Source organism: Adonisia turfae CCMR0081 (genome assembly GCF_011009555.1).
Lineage (GTDB): Bacteria > Cyanobacteriota > Cyanobacteriia > Phormidesmidales > Phormidesmidaceae > Leptothoe > Leptothoe turfae.
Genome location: NZ_QXHD01000004.1, coordinates 1924078 through 1939677, shown reverse-complemented (window position 1 = coordinate 1939677; position 15600 = coordinate 1924078). Strand labels below are relative to the sequence as shown.

General features: G+C 49.9%; 19 protein-coding genes and 1 CRISPR repeat array. Of the genes, 6 read left to right on the top strand and 13 right to left on the bottom strand.

The features are described from left to right. Positions 1–181: 181 nt before the first annotated feature. Positions 182–792: direct repeats of the CRISPR family, unit length 35 nt; unit sequence GTTCAGATTCCATTACCCCGAAAGGGGACGGAAAC. Between the two features lie 277 nt (positions 793–1069). The 12 genes from DXZ20_RS12585 to DXZ20_RS12530 all read right to left on the bottom strand — a co-directional run bounded on the left by DXZ20_RS12585 (position 1070) and on the right by DXZ20_RS12530 (position 8607). Next, the gene (locus DXZ20_RS12585) at positions 1070–1654 is read right to left on the bottom strand and encodes a hypothetical protein (RefSeq protein WP_163698533.1); all 585 of its coding nucleotides are present in this window, start codon (positions 1652–1654) and stop codon (positions 1070–1072) included. Between the two features lie 361 nt (positions 1655–2015). Continuing rightward, entirely contained in the window at positions 2016–2231 is a 216-nt protein-coding gene (locus DXZ20_RS12580) for a hypothetical protein (protein ID WP_163698531.1), read from the bottom strand. Between the two features lie 262 nt (positions 2232–2493). Then, positions 2494–4638, bottom strand: coding sequence for a hypothetical protein (locus tag DXZ20_RS12575; protein WP_163698529.1), 2145 nt, complete (start codon positions 4636–4638; stop codon positions 2494–2496). Then, positions 4620–4925 carry a hypothetical protein gene (locus DXZ20_RS12570; RefSeq protein ID WP_163698527.1) on the bottom strand — a complete coding sequence of 102 codons (306 nt, stop codon included), beginning with the start codon at positions 4923–4925 and terminating at the stop codon, positions 4620–4622. The genes DXZ20_RS12575 and DXZ20_RS12570 overlap by 19 nt, the downstream gene beginning before the upstream one ends. A 34-nt stretch (positions 4926–4959) precedes the next feature. Further along, the gene (locus tag DXZ20_RS12565) at positions 4960–5493 is read right to left on the bottom strand and encodes a hypothetical protein (protein WP_163698526.1); all 534 of its coding nucleotides are present in this window, start codon (positions 5491–5493) and stop codon (positions 4960–4962) included. 40 nt (positions 5494–5533) lie between these two features. Beyond that, entirely contained in the window at positions 5534–6067 is a 534-nt protein-coding gene (locus DXZ20_RS12560) for a hypothetical protein (protein WP_163698524.1), read from the bottom strand. A 14-nt stretch (positions 6068–6081) separates the two neighbouring features. Next, complete coding sequence (locus DXZ20_RS12555) at positions 6082–6225, bottom strand: hypothetical protein (protein WP_163698522.1); 144 nt, start codon at positions 6223–6225, stop codon at positions 6082–6084. Between the two features lie 54 nt (positions 6226–6279). Continuing rightward, a complete protein-coding gene (locus DXZ20_RS12550) occupies positions 6280–6519 on the bottom strand; it encodes a hypothetical protein (RefSeq protein ID WP_163698520.1) in 240 nt (79 codons plus the stop codon). Between the two features lie 6 nt (positions 6520–6525). Beyond that, on the bottom strand, positions 6526–6735 hold the full coding sequence (locus tag DXZ20_RS12545) for a hypothetical protein (protein ID WP_163698517.1): 210 nt from the start codon (positions 6733–6735) through the stop codon (positions 6526–6528). Continuing rightward, entirely contained in the window at positions 6732–7766 is a 1035-nt protein-coding gene (locus DXZ20_RS12540) for a ParM/StbA family protein (RefSeq protein WP_163698516.1), read from the bottom strand. Before DXZ20_RS12540 ends, DXZ20_RS12545 begins: the two co-directional genes overlap by 4 nt. Positions 7767–7934: 168 nt before the next feature. Then, positions 7935–8219 (bottom strand): hypothetical protein, encoded by a 285-nt coding sequence (locus DXZ20_RS12535; RefSeq protein ID WP_163698514.1) that lies wholly within the window; start codon positions 8217–8219, stop codon positions 7935–7937. Between the two features lie 94 nt (positions 8220–8313). Beyond that, a complete protein-coding gene (locus DXZ20_RS12530) occupies positions 8314–8607 on the bottom strand; it encodes a helix-turn-helix domain-containing protein (RefSeq protein WP_163668246.1) in 294 nt (97 codons plus the stop codon). 426 nt (positions 8608–9033) lie between these two features. On the opposite strand from DXZ20_RS12530, the gene DXZ20_RS12525 reads away from it, so the two are divergent. The 6 genes from DXZ20_RS12525 (at position 9034) to DXZ20_RS12500 (ending at position 15326) form a co-directional block, all read left to right on the top strand. Next, positions 9034–9285, top strand: coding sequence for a hypothetical protein (locus DXZ20_RS12525; protein ID WP_250565739.1), 252 nt, complete (start codon positions 9034–9036; stop codon positions 9283–9285). Between the two features lie 59 nt (positions 9286–9344). Next, a complete protein-coding gene (locus DXZ20_RS12520; protein ID WP_163698510.1) occupies positions 9345–13010 on the top strand; it encodes a hypothetical protein in 3666 nt (1221 codons plus the stop codon). Beyond that, the gene (locus DXZ20_RS12515; RefSeq protein ID WP_163698509.1) at positions 13010–13939 is read left to right on the top strand and encodes a tyrosine-type recombinase/integrase; all 930 of its coding nucleotides are present in this window, start codon (positions 13010–13012) and stop codon (positions 13937–13939) included. The genes DXZ20_RS12520 and DXZ20_RS12515 overlap by 1 nt, the downstream gene beginning before the upstream one ends. Positions 13940–13941: 2 nt before the next feature. Continuing rightward, the gene (locus DXZ20_RS12510) at positions 13942–14478 is read left to right on the top strand and encodes a hypothetical protein (protein WP_163698507.1); all 537 of its coding nucleotides are present in this window, start codon (positions 13942–13944) and stop codon (positions 14476–14478) included. A 67-nt stretch (positions 14479–14545) separates the two neighbouring features. Then, positions 14546–14944: an HNH endonuclease gene (locus DXZ20_RS12505; RefSeq protein ID WP_163698506.1), complete on the top strand. Its 399-nt coding sequence runs from the start codon at positions 14546–14548 to the stop codon at positions 14942–14944. A gap of 1 nt (position 14945) precedes the next feature. Then, complete coding sequence (locus DXZ20_RS12500; RefSeq protein WP_163698504.1) at positions 14946–15326, top strand: ASCH domain-containing protein; 381 nt, start codon at positions 14946–14948, stop codon at positions 15324–15326. On the opposite strand, the gene DXZ20_RS12495 is transcribed toward DXZ20_RS12500, so the two are convergent. Further along, a complete protein-coding gene (locus tag DXZ20_RS12495) occupies positions 15308–15577 on the bottom strand; it encodes a hypothetical protein (RefSeq protein WP_163668230.1) in 270 nt (89 codons plus the stop codon). The two genes, DXZ20_RS12500 and DXZ20_RS12495, sit on opposite strands and share 19 nt — an antisense overlap. Positions 15578–15600 lie beyond the last annotated feature (23 nt).

Sequence of the window (15600 nt, the reverse complement as noted above, 5' to 3'; positions counted from 1 at the left end):
AGACGAACCTTGAAAACCTAATTCTTCCGTTGACCCCCTCAGATTGATTACTGTGAGGGACATTCAAACGTTTTTCACAGGGTCTTATTGGGAGTCATTTTCGATTGTGTAGGGTCAGTTTTGCCCCCCTCAGATTTAGGTGTCTGGAAAGCCCTAACCACAGTAGTTTCAAAAGGTAGGGGTTCAGATTCCATTACCCCGAAAGGGGACGGAAACCTGAGGTTGAGGTTGCGAATTCCAAGGTCCGCAAATGTTCAGATTCCATTACCCCGAAAGGGGACGGAAACTAGTAAATGAACATGAAATCATCAGCCTTAGGACCAATAGTTCAGATTCCATTACCCCGAAAGGGGACGGAAACTCTGTTTCATAGAGGATACCTTCATAGGTAGCAATGTTCAGATTCCATTACCCCGAAAGGGGACGGAAACAAGAATCGATCCGTTTCTCAGTTTCAGAACCTTGGAATGGTTCAGATTCCATTACCCCGAAAGGGGACGGAAACTTATGTACGGCTTGGATGAAATTCAGGTGTTCCTGTGTTCAGATTCCATTACCCCGAAAGGGGACGGAAACGAAGCAAAAAACGGAATGAACAAATCGTCAGAACCTTCGGTTCAGATTCCATTACCCCGAAAGGGGACGGAAACCCGGGCAGAGCTATTGGGATCTATTGAAACCTGAGGTTCAGATTCCATTACCCCGAAAGGGGACGGAAACCTTCCAATGCAAGCTGCCTCGTTAGATCAAAGATCAAGTTCAGATTCCATTGCCCCGAAAGGGGACAGAAATGACTAGAATTTCCCCCAGACTGACGTGAGGGTATGTAGATACCTCACTGGTGGTTAGTTACTTGGTCCGCTGCGGTGCTGGCAACTAATCAATTTTCAAAAAACAGCCCTGACCTTTAAGGGGTCAAGGCTATAAAAACTGAATTCAGAGGCGATTGGGGCTGGCTACGTTGTATAGCTGCCACCTGATATTGCTTGGCGGGGCTCCGTACGTTGGAGCTGATTGGCAAGGTTGTGCTGTCCATTATCGGCAATAGCAGCGCGATCGCAGGATTCAATCAAGCCAATGAAACTTGCCTCTCACAAGTTTCGCTAACTGCGGCTTGCCACTCATTGCTAACAGTGTCCAGAACAAAGTATGTTGCCGCGAAAGTATTTTCATTTTCTCTCGTAATAATCTGACGAAGAGAAATTAGCTCATTCCTTGTCGTAACTGTGCCTTCCCAAATGAGTTGCTCATCTTGCCAGCCTGATGACGTCAGATTGAGCAAGTTACCATTGCTAGCTACAGACACGCGAACAAGATGCTCTGAGACCGCATCGTATCCTAAAAATTCTCGCGAGCTAGTAGGGTCAGGATTGGTTATCGTTGCGACTTCTTCGGCATAGCCAACGTACCAGGAGTCATTTAGATCGCGCTCGACTTGCCAATTTAGGGCAATTGATTCTGACGATAGTGAACTCGGTGGTTGCTGACAGCGCCAATTCCCCTCGAAATACACAATTTCATCGAGTTCAGATGTCAATTGAGAGTCCGGAGAAGAGGGGGCCTGCTCAACTGTTTGTGAAAATGCAGGGCTGACCGCAATAAGACAGGAGGTTGTTAGCAGCCCGATCTTAGTTAACCAGAAGATTATTTTCATGTTCTCTATAGACTGAGAGTACTGTGTCAAAAATAGCTGGATTCTAACCGAACCAGCGGGGACAGTTAAGCACCACTACCTTGTTCCTTGGTTGCGTCTACAGCCCCCTCCTTAAACCAAGACTTTAAGGACAGGTATTTCATTGACTATTTGCGATGCAGGCAACTAATCAATTTCAAAAAAACAGCCCTGACCTTTACGGGACAGGGCTTTGGCCTTCTAATTCAAAGAAATTAGCACATCCTTAGAATGCCCATGCTAGCGTCACTGGCACATCCGGGTTATCGGCTGATCCAGTCCAAAAGTAGCCCGTCGTTTTTGGCCAACTGGCACATACCGGCTAATGGAACACTGACGCCGGTTAGTCAGGCAGTAACTTTTTTATCGCTGCCTTCAGCTCTTTAGCATCGACTGCCACCCGATCACCCATCACAGGATTCTCAAACTGTGGAGACGTATCAATGACGATAAACACGTCATTTGTTAACGGCTCTTCAATTAATTCTAAGCTCATGGGCATGGAGTGACCGCCATCGCAATCCCGACCAATATCAAGTTCAACTTTCTTTCTTTTCATGTGCATTTATCCGTTGCTAATGACAAGTAGAGTGCGCTATAAATCCCTCTCAAAAATTGAGAAAACACCGTGTGGACTTGCAGTGGATATCACTGTGGACTTAACAGTGGATTAGGGTCCACAGCGTTGTGGACGTACACCACAATGAACATTGTTTTGTGGACCGGTCCACACCATATACAGCAATTGTTTTAGCGTTTTTGTGGACCTGTGGACTTTGAAGAAATACGTTGTTATTCCGCCCAATATAGGGGGATAGCTTTTACGGCTCAGGGGTCCACAAAACCTGAAATGTGAGCTTGCTGTGATAGCTGCCAGTCTCTATTTTGATCACCCGTTTTAGAGACTTACTTAATAGCATGCGGTGCACCTGCTCAATGTTTAAATCATGGTTCTTTCTGAGGGAACTAGCGAATCTAAAAAAGGATGAAACAGTATGAATTGAACCGACTTGAAGCTCAAATAATTTCTTAACGCAATAGCGAAAGGCATCCAGGCTAATGCCCTCTGGAATATCCAGCTTTGATGGTTCAGCTTGGTTAGCCGGACCCGGTTCTTCAGGGGGCCTGGCCACTAATTTCCCTCGACTGTTGCGTGGGTAGAACTTCCAGAGCAAGGCTTTATCCACTGAATCGTAGAAAAAGTCACCATAGCCTTGGATGTGCAGCACTTCTAGAACCATTTCAAGTTCACTGAGGCTTTTCACGGGGTCCCAGCATTGAACGGGAATGCGCAAATCTAGCAGCCCGGTTCCATCGTCCAGAATGCTTCGCTTCGACTCGTACCACACCAAAAACTCATTGGCTAATCGTCGTTGCCTGGGGCTATAGCAGGCAAGCGGGTCTTTTTGTTGAGTGGCATCAATGGGTAGATGCTCGGTCGGGGTCTCCGGGACTGATTCAGCGGGGGCTTCAAATCCATAGGGTGAATCCAGGGCAGGATTCACCACGCTGGGTTTTATCGGTTGGATGTCCCAGCGTTGAGGCAGCACAATCAAACGCCACTGGCCCCCAATGTTCGTCAAGGCCAGCACGACATTGACGGGGGCTTTATTGGCGTTATGCTGCTCCAGATAGGCCGTAAATTCCTGCTTGAGGTCCGCTCGGGTATCTTTGAGCGCAATATATCGGGCATCACTCAGTAAGCTCTCAATCGCCCCATAGATGCCATTACGTCCCAATGCAATCACATAGTTTTGATTACGCACTTCCTTATCCACACCTGATTTATTGGTGCTCAAGTGACCGAACACCACCCCGCGAACCCCTTTGCTACGCCCGTCCACAATCAGCGTTTCAATAAAGTCGCTGTATTCCTCTTGCCAGTCGGGGATATTTGACTTTTTGGGTGGCCCCCCGGTTTCAAGTTCAGCATAGGTACGGGCGGCTTTTGAAATCGCTTTTGTCCCTTCGTTCGACTCATCGATCAGCACAAAGGACGGCACCAGGGAGCCGGTTTCTAACAGGTTTTCGATGGCATGGGTCCGCAGCCGTAGCCGTGTTGCGGCATCCACTAACGTCTGACCCTGCATCGTGCGGGTGACCACATACATATCGTGGGTGTCCTCCAGACCGGCCATGGATAGCGTTTCACCACGGGCCGAGTTGCCCGATTTGTGAGCGATTGCCACAAAGTCAGTGGATTCATCCACTTGATAGGCATGGCTCACAATGGCCTCTAAAAACGCTGATTTACCCACCCCAGTGGTCCCTAACCCCAGTAGGCCTCTGTCATCTGCAAGGAACCGGGGGATGGGATTTTCTATTTTTAAGCCACAATACCGACGCTTGCCCGTCAGGTCGACACAGCGCTCTGAGGCCTTGGTCGTCGCGTTCTTGCGGGTGGAGAATTTCAGGTCTTTAGTCGTTTCAGTGGTGGTCGCCTCCGGTGAATCCTGGGTGATGCCCATCAAGGCTTTGAATTGTTCTAACTCCTCTTGTGAGGTTTTAGCGGGGACCAAGCCGGGTTCCTTCATATGGTCCGGCAGCGGTGCATTGTTTTGCAGCTTCACTTCACTGACAGCTGTGTAAACACGACTGGTTTCTGAATCCTGAAACGCCTGTTTCTGTAAACTCCGGGTGAATTGACGCTCTTCTTCTGCTTCATCTAACTCGCGTTGGAATTCATCCAGTCCGGCATGGGCCATCCCAATCAGGGTGAGGCCGGTGGCTGACATCATGAGGCCCAAGGCTGGTGGCCAACGATAGTTCAACCCTTGGTCTGAATAAAACCGTCGCTCTACTGGGGCAAACACGAGAAAGGCCCCCAGGATGGCCATGCCGTAAAGACAGAGTGCTCGTTTAGGCGCTGCGACCCAGGCACCTTTGAGTAACTGACCTGACCCTTGTATTAACCGACGCCTAACGGCAGGGGACAGGAGATCCGTGTCTAGAAAATGGCTATCCATGTGACGATGCCTCCCAACGTGATGGCGCTGACAAACGCGATAAACTGCAAAATTCCAACACTGCTTGCTTCAAACGTGAGGCGTTTAGCCCATGGATGGCCTCGTGTAATGCCATTGAGCTGTAGGCTTAGCAGGCTCACAACGACGAAAAAAGCGGCCACTCCCACCGCGAGAAGCGAAAATTTCAACGGGGGCCATAGGGCCGACAGCTGGACAATGGCTGAGGAGGCACAGGCGATCAGTAGGTACTGGGTGAGCTGGGCTCCTAAGTGATGGTTGAGTTTCACGGTCCTAAGGGGGCAATCGCCCCCTGATAAACGGCTAGTTCTGTACAAATTGGTGCTCTAAATGTGAGCCCTGATGAATTCCGTTTCGGCTGATATCCGTGGCTGTGTGCAATTTCTCGCGGAGGCCACGATCAAACTTGGCATAGGCAATGTTGGCGTTCTCCACGTCAGACGCATGCTTTAAACCCGCTTGCTTTCTGGCTAGATTGAGCTGATGCTTCAGTGTTTGCCATTGTGCAAACGCTTCCTCAATGGTGATTTCAAGCTTCGCTACTTTCTCGCGTAAGCTCTTGAGAGCCGTCTGGTACTTTTGTTGGCAATCGATATAGTGATTAGCGGCATCAATCGCCCGTGTTGCCTGGGATAGTTGCTCTGACTCTGCGGTGATGTGGTCAATAAACTGATCCGCCGAGGCTTCTGTGCCACAGTCCGTTAGAAAGTTGCCAGGAAGCTGGGCAACGTTCGTGAAGTCAAGCCGCTCTAAGTTGCTGGGGTTGATCCGTTCGTTGGTCAGTCCCGTTTTGGCATTTAAAGTTCGTTCAAGATTGCCGGTCAGGTTAAAAGCCATCGTTCGATATAGGTAAGGTAAACATCAAGGGGGGCGACGCTTAGCGCCGTATGTAGTCTCGGTTTTCTAGATAGAAGTCCCTCAACGGCAGGGACCGATAATGGTTGTGGATGGTGGATACAGCAAATGCACCCGCCAGGATTAATAAGACCAGGTGCGTTAACGTCAATCGAAATTGTTTCAGTCTCGACAGGTCACGGGCTTGCTGATGGTGGTCAGCGGTTAGCCGCTCGATATAGCTATGGTTCAGCTCGGACAGATCACCCAAGTGAGTGACCGTTCCTTTAATGAGGTCTAAGTCTTTCTGAGTCAGCTTTTCGCCTTGTTCCAGTACGGTTAACTGCTTACGAATCGTGGCGAGCGCGCGTTTTATCTCGGTTGAATGGATGCCGTGAGTCTCCTCAAGGTCGGCAACCGCCGTCCTGAGAGTGCTAAGCCCAACGCCATGACGCTCAACGGTTTTGTTGAGAATGCCAAGTTTCTCAGCAAGACTTAAATCGTCAGTCGGTGGTGGCTCAGCCGGGGGGTGCACATCTGGCTCGGTACATAACCAAGTCAATGGATCATCGCTCATGGCGCTCACCTCCGTTAGTTCCAGAACGTGAGGGCATCAAAAAAACCAGTCGAACAGGTATAGGCCGTTACCACTGGCTGAGCCGTGTCTCTCAATTTCCAGCCTGCCGAACCAGACAGCAGGCACAAAATCAGCATTAAAATGATTTTCCAAGGCATGATGAATCGGTTCCTGGTTGATAGGGCGTGAACGCTGATGGTTTGTGGGAATGACTACAGATTTCGTCTACCTAGGCCGTTATTGCCATAGACGGAGATCAGGCGCTTAAAGTCTTTGGTCCGTTGGCATGCACCACAGGTTGTCTCACTGGGCGTAGCGGTTAGATTGAGTTGCTGTCCATCCAGTGGGGCCGTATAACGCCCGCAATAGGTCAGCAGTTCCAGGGTTTCAGGGTCAAAGGCTTTACTGTTTGGATCTAATCCAGACAGACGGGTCAGATGGTGTTTGAGCATCAGATGCTAACTCCAATCGGTAAGTTGTGAAAATTCGTCGTTGGGCTCAGCGGCCTGGGCCTGGGGCAGTGACGCAGCCGGTTGATGACTGGCGTGCTGACTGGCGGCCCAGGTGCTAATGATGTGGTTGAGTGCCAGCCGTGGATCGTCGGTGTGGATTTGCGCCATCACCTCACGTATCAACGGCTGAAACCCTTTATCTATCGTGATTCTCATGCGTTGACCTTACGGATGGCATAGGCATAAAGGCCACGGGAGTTGGCCCACTGTGGCTCGCTCAGCACCTGAATATTGCGCTTCGCTAATAGACCTTTGATGCCAGGCAGACAGGCACCGCCGCCAATCGCGATCAAGGCTGTCGCTGACGCCATACGATCTTCTGTCGGTCTGACCATGGGCTTAAGCACCCGGTTAACCCACTGGGGTAATTCCTGTTTGTAGGCTTCGGTAAATTTCCAGTTTGGATACTGCGTGCCGTAGGTGAAGTGGGTGCTCTCAATACCGGCTCTAATCAGGTGGCGATCTCCTTCTCTCTTGAGGTGTTGTCGCACTAATGGGTTTGTTGCAACCGCATCAATGAGACTCTCAACACCCCCGTTTTGGCTATAGCTTCTATCGGTCATGACCAGACCATTAAAGGAGCTAACAATCAACGTGCCATTGCCTAAGTCATAGACTAAAGCATTCGTGAAATCAGAGTGTCGTTGATAGGCCAAAACCGCCCCAGTCCCTTCCTCTAGCACGCCATTAACAACAACAGAAATCACGGAGAGTTTGTTGTTAACCATCACATGATGTTGTCCTTCGAGAGCTGTTTTTAAGCCCTTTCCGAGAGTCGCGCCATCATGTACTGATGCCGTAATAGAGAGACTCCATTCTGAGCGAAACGGCATCAGAGAAAGCGCACTAAGTAACAGTTGTAAACCCAGGTCAATCTTGCCGGTTTTGTCATCCGTTACCCGTGCTAATGCCCGTGGTGCATGGTAGTAAGCATTGATACCACCGATCCATTGTTTGCCGACCAGGTCAGCGCGATCACCCTGGAGATACTCTACATAGCCTTGGGTTTGACCCATGCTCAGACGCTCAGTTAGATAGGTCACATAGCTATCGAGGCGGTATTCTCCCAGTCCCGTCACCAGCTTTAAAGCCCCATTGCCAATGTCTACACCAGCCGGTTGAACCATGGGGCTGGTAGCGTCAGATGTGGCAGAGACGGGCAGATTTGCCAATACTTGAGTAGTCATATATTTGAACCTCTATGGGTTGATGCGTAAGGGGTTGAGTGGAATGAGTCTTAGTTTTCAGTCGTTGCATGGACTGACTGAATGAAACAGATGTGGCAGATTTAGACAGATTTGCCACGCAGTAGGGCACAAGAAAGCCCCTGGGCAACTCCATTGCACAGGGGGGATTCAGGAACTCTGTTTAATATGGCCGATGGCGTAAAAGTCACGAACCAGGAAAGCTTCAAGGTCAAGGAAGTAAAAATACATCTGACCTTCTATCTCGACTACACCGCTTTCTTTAACAACAAAATCTGGGAATGACGATAGATCAACCAGTTGTACGCCTATTGAGGCTTCTAAATTCTCGATAGCTTTCAGCCGTTCTCTCAACTGCTGACTTTCAGCTCTTAACTTTGAAAACTCTTGAAACAGCTCGTATGGGCTTATTTTTTTGGATTCGTTAGGTACCATAAAAAGGTCTCTCCTTTAGGGACATGGCCCTGGGCTTCGGGTTCCAAGCTTTGGCCCAGGGCTATTAACTGTTTTTTTGAATGCGCCGAGGTGGTTAGACTTCGGCGTTTTTTTGTGCGATTGCTTCTTGCAAGAAAGGTACTGGATCTGAAGACTTCAAGCTGTCAGGCAAATGAGTGATGCCTACACCAAAGTGTCTTTCAAGAAGTAGATGAAGGTTCTTAGCCTCAATGGTTGTCCATGTAGGCTCAGTGCCATTTTCACCTCGCCAGATCTTCCTTACAGAGCAGCCGATCATTTTCGATAAAGCCTCTTGGGATATTCCACCAAGGGCATTCCGAAGCTGCTTTAACACCACTCCCTCTTGGTTGACATTACTTTCTTTCATGTTATAACGGCTATATGACCGATTCGTCAACCTTATTGGTTTATCGAATCGGTCATACTCAACTAAACAACATGCGGAGGAAGATTGACGCCCTGACTCCGCGTGTTAATTATCTCAACCCTGACAAGCGTGATAGAAGGTGTTTCGCATTAAGCCTCATTTCAAATCAAGTAAGAAAGTAAACTCCCATGTTCTGGCAATCAATAAATCAATTAACCCATGACCTACGAACTTACGCATGGGGCGTAATAACGGACCATCCTTGTTGGAGAGACACCCAGATCGGGATAGTTTGGCCTCTCCAAATTAGGAAACTCAATGCGCCCTATGGCTGTATATTTCAAGTCGGCTTTTATCAGCCCAAGTTGCAAGTGCTCAACGCCTACGAAATGGAAGTTGACTATCTCATGCGTGGAGGGCAATCCAATGCCAATGGGTAGCAACCGTATTGAGTTGACTTGGCTCGCTGCAAGCCTGGTTGCGGCTAATCAACAGCAGCGCTTCTATGTACTGCGGTTTATGTGGACTGCGATCGCATCGTTCGAAAAGATGGGACTACCGCCCGAGCAGATCAATGAGCTGCGTGGGATCTACACCGGCCTGGCCGAGGGCGTGTTGTTTTCGGACTTTATTGACCAGCAAAAAAAGGCTGACTCACCGAGCCAGCCTCACAGTTAGTACCGAGATGTGGAGCGGGGCTGTCCGTCAGCCCCTGAAAATCTTAACTTGTAAATATTATGGCAAAGATAGCTCAGGAAGCACGAAAGGGTGCGGCCTGTCCATTGTGTGGTCGCGAGTCGTATTGCTTCCTGATTGGTAGCGATCCACAGAAACCCGATAAAGTCCTTTGTTCCTGGACTGAAGTCAATCGACCACCCGTGGGGTGGACTTACCAAGGGCTGGCCAAAGACAACCGGCCCATGTTTGTTCGAGATAGCGCCAAACAAAAGCGAAGTTTCAAATATCCGGAACTAATTCGGCTCCAACCTAAAGTATTCGATGATTGTCCAGAATGGCACTTGGATACGCCACGAGAGCCGGTAGGACCAGGCGATCTAATTGTAGTGACCGATGGCGTAACACCAGGCATTCACGAGGTGAAACGCCGCGTTAAAAAGACGCTTCACTGCTCACCGCCTGGGGGGACTCAAGTCTTTTTAGAGGTTCGAGAATCTAAAACTAAGCCCTGTGTGGAAGACCCCGATACAGGAGCTGAGCTACAGCAGATTGAATACCTCTATCCTGATCCAAACAATGTGGAGCAGATGATCGGCAAGGTGGTCCGTCGCCAGTGGAGCGATCGCCGCCAATGGATGGAGGGGTTTACCAAAACGAAAGAGGTCCGGCCCTGGTACTGGAACAGTGACTTACCCGGCTGGACCATGGGGCGAGGGTCTAGACCGTGGCCACTCTATCGAGAGAATGAGGCCAAGGAAGCCATTATGCGGGGTGAGGTTCTATTTGTTGTTGCCGGTGAGCAGGCCGTGGAGGTTTACCGGCGGCTAGGCCTGGTAGCCACCACCAACCAGGGCGGAGAAGCCCGGCATAAAGACATCCCGGATCGCTTAGCCAATGCCTGGGCGATTGCCAAAGATGCCAGCCTGAAACCACTGTTGGTCATTCATCCCGACTTCGATCTCACCGGCGAGCAAACCTTTACGCGATCACTTCAGCGAGTATGCCGTCGCCAGGGCATGGCTGCTGTTAGCTTAAATCCACTGTCCATCTGGAATGAGATGCCCCATGGCGGTGATATCAAAGATGTTGTTGATGGCCTGGATATCCCCCCCGATGAACTCCTAACCCGGCTCGAAAATGCGATTGATGAAGCGATTGATCTAGCCGAGTTAGCCGAGCGCAATATTAAACGGCGGTTGTGGTGGAACGCGCCAGACTCTCTTGATGGTGAGCTGGGGTATTGGAAAGCCACCGGCGGCGAGGACGAGCGGCGGTTTATGCCGCTTACGAATTTTGATTTACAGATAGAGAAAGAAGTGATCAGCCTCGATGGTGGTGGTTTCTTACTGCAGGTGAAGCGCACCAGCGAACACCATCAACATCGTCTGTTCCTGCCCAGCCTCAATTTTACGAGTGTCAATAAATTTGAGGACACCATCAAACAGGCCCTGGGCGGTGCCATCATCTGCCGCCTGAATGTGAACCAGATGAAAAGCCTTTTGCGGGTGCGCTTAGATGAGTACCATTCCCGTGGTGGCAAACTCTATCGTCTGGCAGAACGGGCCGGTCAACAGGCCGATGGCTATTGGGTATTTGCCAAACATCAGCTCAAGCCCGACGGTAGTGCTACGGATGAAAACGAATCGTTATGGATCTGGAACGATAACATCACCGGCCAGGCCGACACACTGCCCCAACCTCAATACAATCCACCGTCTGACGAGGCACTGCCTAATTTAGTGAAGGCAATGATTGGGTTTTATGGGCCCAAAAATATTTACCCAGCATTGCTCACAATTGGCTATGGCCTGGCGGCTACTCATTATCAAGAGTTTATTGAGAAAACTGGTAGCTTCCCTATTCTCAATGTCATTGGTGACGGCGGAGGTGGAAAAACGACCGCTGGTGAATGTGCCTTATCGCTTTCAGGCATGCACACCGATAAGGCCGGTGGAATGCTCAAAGAAGTCACGGTGTCTGCTGCCTATGAACGGCTCAAGTTATTGGGGGGATTGCTTCACTGCTGGGACGATCCACACCGGACACCGGAACTAGACGAATTTCTAAAAGGGCTTTACAACGGCAAACCACGCTTGGTCCGTGGGGGGGACGCTGGCAAGTTCAATGCTCAAAAGCCCCATAGCGCCTTGATGGTGGCATCTAATTTCGCCGCCGGTGAGACCAATGCGGCAACAATGAGCCGATTAATTCTGTTGTGGTTTGACTGCAAAGACCGATGCCGGGGGCGTGATGAATGGCTCCAGCTGCGGCAGGCCATGAACAAAGCCAGTGGAGCCATGGCCAAAATTATCAGTCTGGGGGTGGACCTTGACGCGATCGGGGCATGGGAGGAAACATTAATCCCCCACTTACCCCATGCCCATAGTCGGATGGCCCGCAGTTTGGCCATAATTCTCCATTACGGAAACGAAGCGTTACGCCTGGCTGGCATGACTGATCACTATGACTTGCTCGACTATCTAATTAAGCAGGTCTGCTCCATGGCCAACGATAGCGATGCATCCACCGACAGCCTGCGCGATTTCGTTGAACGCATGAGCACCTTCAGGTCTGAATCCAAATTGGGGGAGTGGAACATGCGGTTTGTCCGTGATGGTAATCGTCACGGGAAAATTTCTTGTTTGTCCATTCGCCTAAACGATGTTTGGCGTGTGGTTGATGGCAATTCAAGCCTTGCTTACAACAAGCAGATTCTTAAGAATCTACTGACATCCGCCGGAGCCAACATGGCCGACCGGCAAAAGTTTCATGGTAATGAGGATGTGAGTAAGGCCTTTGGCAGAAAAGCCACCGACGATCCGAAATGGCGACTCAGCCGATGTGTATCTATCCCTATCGGAATTATCCAAGACTATATCGACGCTGAAGAATCGTCAGTTGATGTGTCAACCTTGTCAACCAACGATAGCGATCAGGGTGAACTGCTTGATGGGCAAGACTCCCATAGGTTGACACCTATATGTCAATCTACTGTCAATCTAAAAGAAAAAAGTCAACCTATAGATGATGAGGGCATTACCTCTACTGAGCAAACTGGCACAGTGGGGGATAGCTGTGTTGACAAAAAAAAGTGTCAACCTGAGGCCTTCGTTGACACCTCTTTGTCAACGGACGAAACGAATACCCAGCAAGGCTTAGAGGGTGATTTAGACCCTAGGTTGACAAGGTTGACACAAAAACATGCCCCTATCTCTGAGCCCCCCCAAATACCCCCTCTACAGGTAGGCGATCAGGTCATTCCCACGGGTGACACAAGTTGGATTAGACGAGGCAGCACAAGGCTTCCGAAAAAATCTATAGAAACCATAGATAGAAATTCCCCCAGAATCCAACTGTCTCGGATGACCGCTGAGGGGTGTCACACACTCCAAAGGCCGTCTTTAATTTTGACGATTTCCAAAGATCGCTCCGTGATCAAGGTGAGAAATCAAGACTTAGGGCGCACAGATTTTTTCACTACGGATGGGGTTCAGCTGTATTGCAAGCGCTGTGACGTGAGCGTTGGAGCCGTGGTGATTTATGTCGGCTCCAACGCGAAGCTCAAGAAAACGTTGTCCCATCATCGGTATCGGGTGGCCGCGATTGATGCGGATCACGCTCAACTCACGGAACTCACGGGTGATGACGTATTGGCGACGGTACCCGTGGCTGATCTGTTGAATGCCTCGAAGCGAGTTGCTGATCCAACTGAGCAGGTGACCTGATGGATCGCCAGATAACCCCTAGAGAGCTTTGGTACCTATGGCTTGCCTATGTCGAGTACAAAACCCCCTACGTCGCCCCTAGCACCGTCGTTCGGGATTACGCAAAGTTTGAAAAACGGATACTCAAAATGATGAAAGAAAAACCAGAGATCAATGATGCGCGTGATGTCCGCGCCTGGCTATTGGACAACTTCTCACTAGAAACCGCCAGGCGAACCATTCAACAATTCAACGCCGCCTGTAAGTTTGCCGTCGCCATGGGGGATCTGCCCGTCAACCCATTCGATGGGCTCACTCGGTACTGGGGCAAGCGTCGCCGGATAACCGAGGATAACTACACCGCATTCACGCCCCAGGAGCGCGCAGCGATCATTGATGCGTTTGAGCGGGACCATCCGTTCTATGCGTTTTGGGTCAAGTTTCTGTTCTTGTCCGGCTGTCGGCCAGAGGAAGCCAGCGCTCTCAAATGGGGGGATGTGGCCTCCGACTTCAGCGAGATTTTGATCAATAAAGCGCTGCCGGTCGATACCAGGATTGAACAACCAACCAAGACCTATCGCTCTACGCGGTTCCCCTGCAATGCCCAGATGAAACGATTGCTTGAAGAGCTATGGAAGCGAAACTACAGGGAGGACATCACCCCAGAGACGGTTAGTACTCACTGGTTGATTCCATCGGTCAAGGGTGGCCCCTTCGACTACAAAAACTTTCAAACTCGCTACTGGAGACCCACCGTTGAGCAATTGGTACGAGATCGCAAGGTGGCCTTCTACTTCAGCGAATACCACGCCAGGCATACCTTTATTACCGAGCTGGTCAAAAAAGGCATGGATGAGCAGGACATCTCTTATTTATGTCGAACCAGCGTCGCCATGATTCAGCGCTGCTATGCCAGTCAGTCCAGAATCGTTAGTGTACCGGAGTTTTAGCCATGAGATATTCGAACGAGACCCCTGAAGAAGTCTTAAAGAATTCATCAGAGCCATTCATCCATGACGACGAATACGATCTGGACGACTACACCGACTATGACGAGAACGGGCCATATTTTGACCCATATGCGGGCTGTTATGACGATGAACCCCATGATGTGTGGGGCAAGCAAGACGACTACGAGTATTGGCTAAATGAGTGTGGCCAGGGTCAAGGGTATGTGGGCTGTCTCAAAGCAGGCTCTGAGGAATGTGATTTTGAGTGTCCATTTAGAGATTCTCTTGAGGTCCTCGAAATTACCCGGCTGCAAATGATAGAGCGGTGGGTGCTGGACAAGCTCCCATGGGTACTTCATGCATGGCGAAACCTCATGATTGGCCGCCCGTATGAAGTGAGCGCAGATGCTGAAGAGTTTTGGGCTTGTTTCCTGCGAAGCCACAACATCTATGGAACCCCGTGGGATGCGTATCTCATCAACCAGCTGTTTTTTGATGGCGACCACGAATCCATTCCATATGACGACATACCCTTTTGAGTTTCAAATAACCCCCTGAATTTGAAACTCAATCTGAACACTTGCAATGACGTGGAGACTTTTGAACATGCCGATGGATAGACGCTTGTATCCTGATAACTGGAATGAGATCGCACAAAAAATAAAAAATGAGGCTGGTTGGACTTGTACCAACTGTGGCAGGCCCTGCCGTAAGCCTGGGGAGAGTGAACATGAATTGTTTGACCGCCTGCCATCTGCCTGGCTGAACGATTGGTATGAAACGGTTGACTCTGAGGAGTTTGGCGACGTTGAAATCGAGAAGCCTGGGCGCTTCATCTTAACGGTGGCACACCTTAACCATCGTCCCGAGGATTGCGATCTCAGCAACCTCAAAGCGCTCTGTGCTCCATGCCATTGTCGCTATGATCTACAGCCCTCATCCATGTTTATCAAAAAGCAATTGAAGCTTGAAAGGTGTGGCCAGTTAAGCCTGGAGGTTGGTTGATATGGTGGCCTACAACTTTAAACAGCAGTTTGCTCCACTCATTAGAGCGGGTGTCAAACAGCAGACTATCCGAGCACGTCGAAAAAATAGACATGCGAGCGCTGGGGAACCCATTCAGATTTACACCGGGATGCGTACCAAGAGTTGCATCAAGCTCATTGACCCAGACCCTTTGTGTAGAGCGGTTTTGCCTATCAGTATTGATGGTGTAGAAGTCCTAATAGATGGTACTCCCCTTATGGGTGAGGAGCTAGAAGAACTGGCGGTTGAGGATGGGTTTAACTCCTTTAAGGAGCTCGCCGAATTCTTTAAACCCAGAATGCCGTTCGAGGGGGTTCTAATTGCCTGGGGTGATTGGCAGCCCTACTGGACATCGGTTTGATCAGACGGCTGTTCGGTAGGCGTGAATTGCATGACGAACTTAACCGTTCCTTTCGTCCATTGACCACCAGGGTTGAGAACCTGGCAAGGTACTCCAGAGGCCCATCGCTTAACCTGCTTAGGGTCATTTTTGATGGATTCGATGATCTGTGCTGACTGATACCCCATGACGACTCCACCGACACCAGGAAAGTCACTGGAGCTCACTACTCTCACAACACTAAAGTTATCAACGATCTCTGATTCGTTCATAAAGGCTGAAAGCTATATAGCGT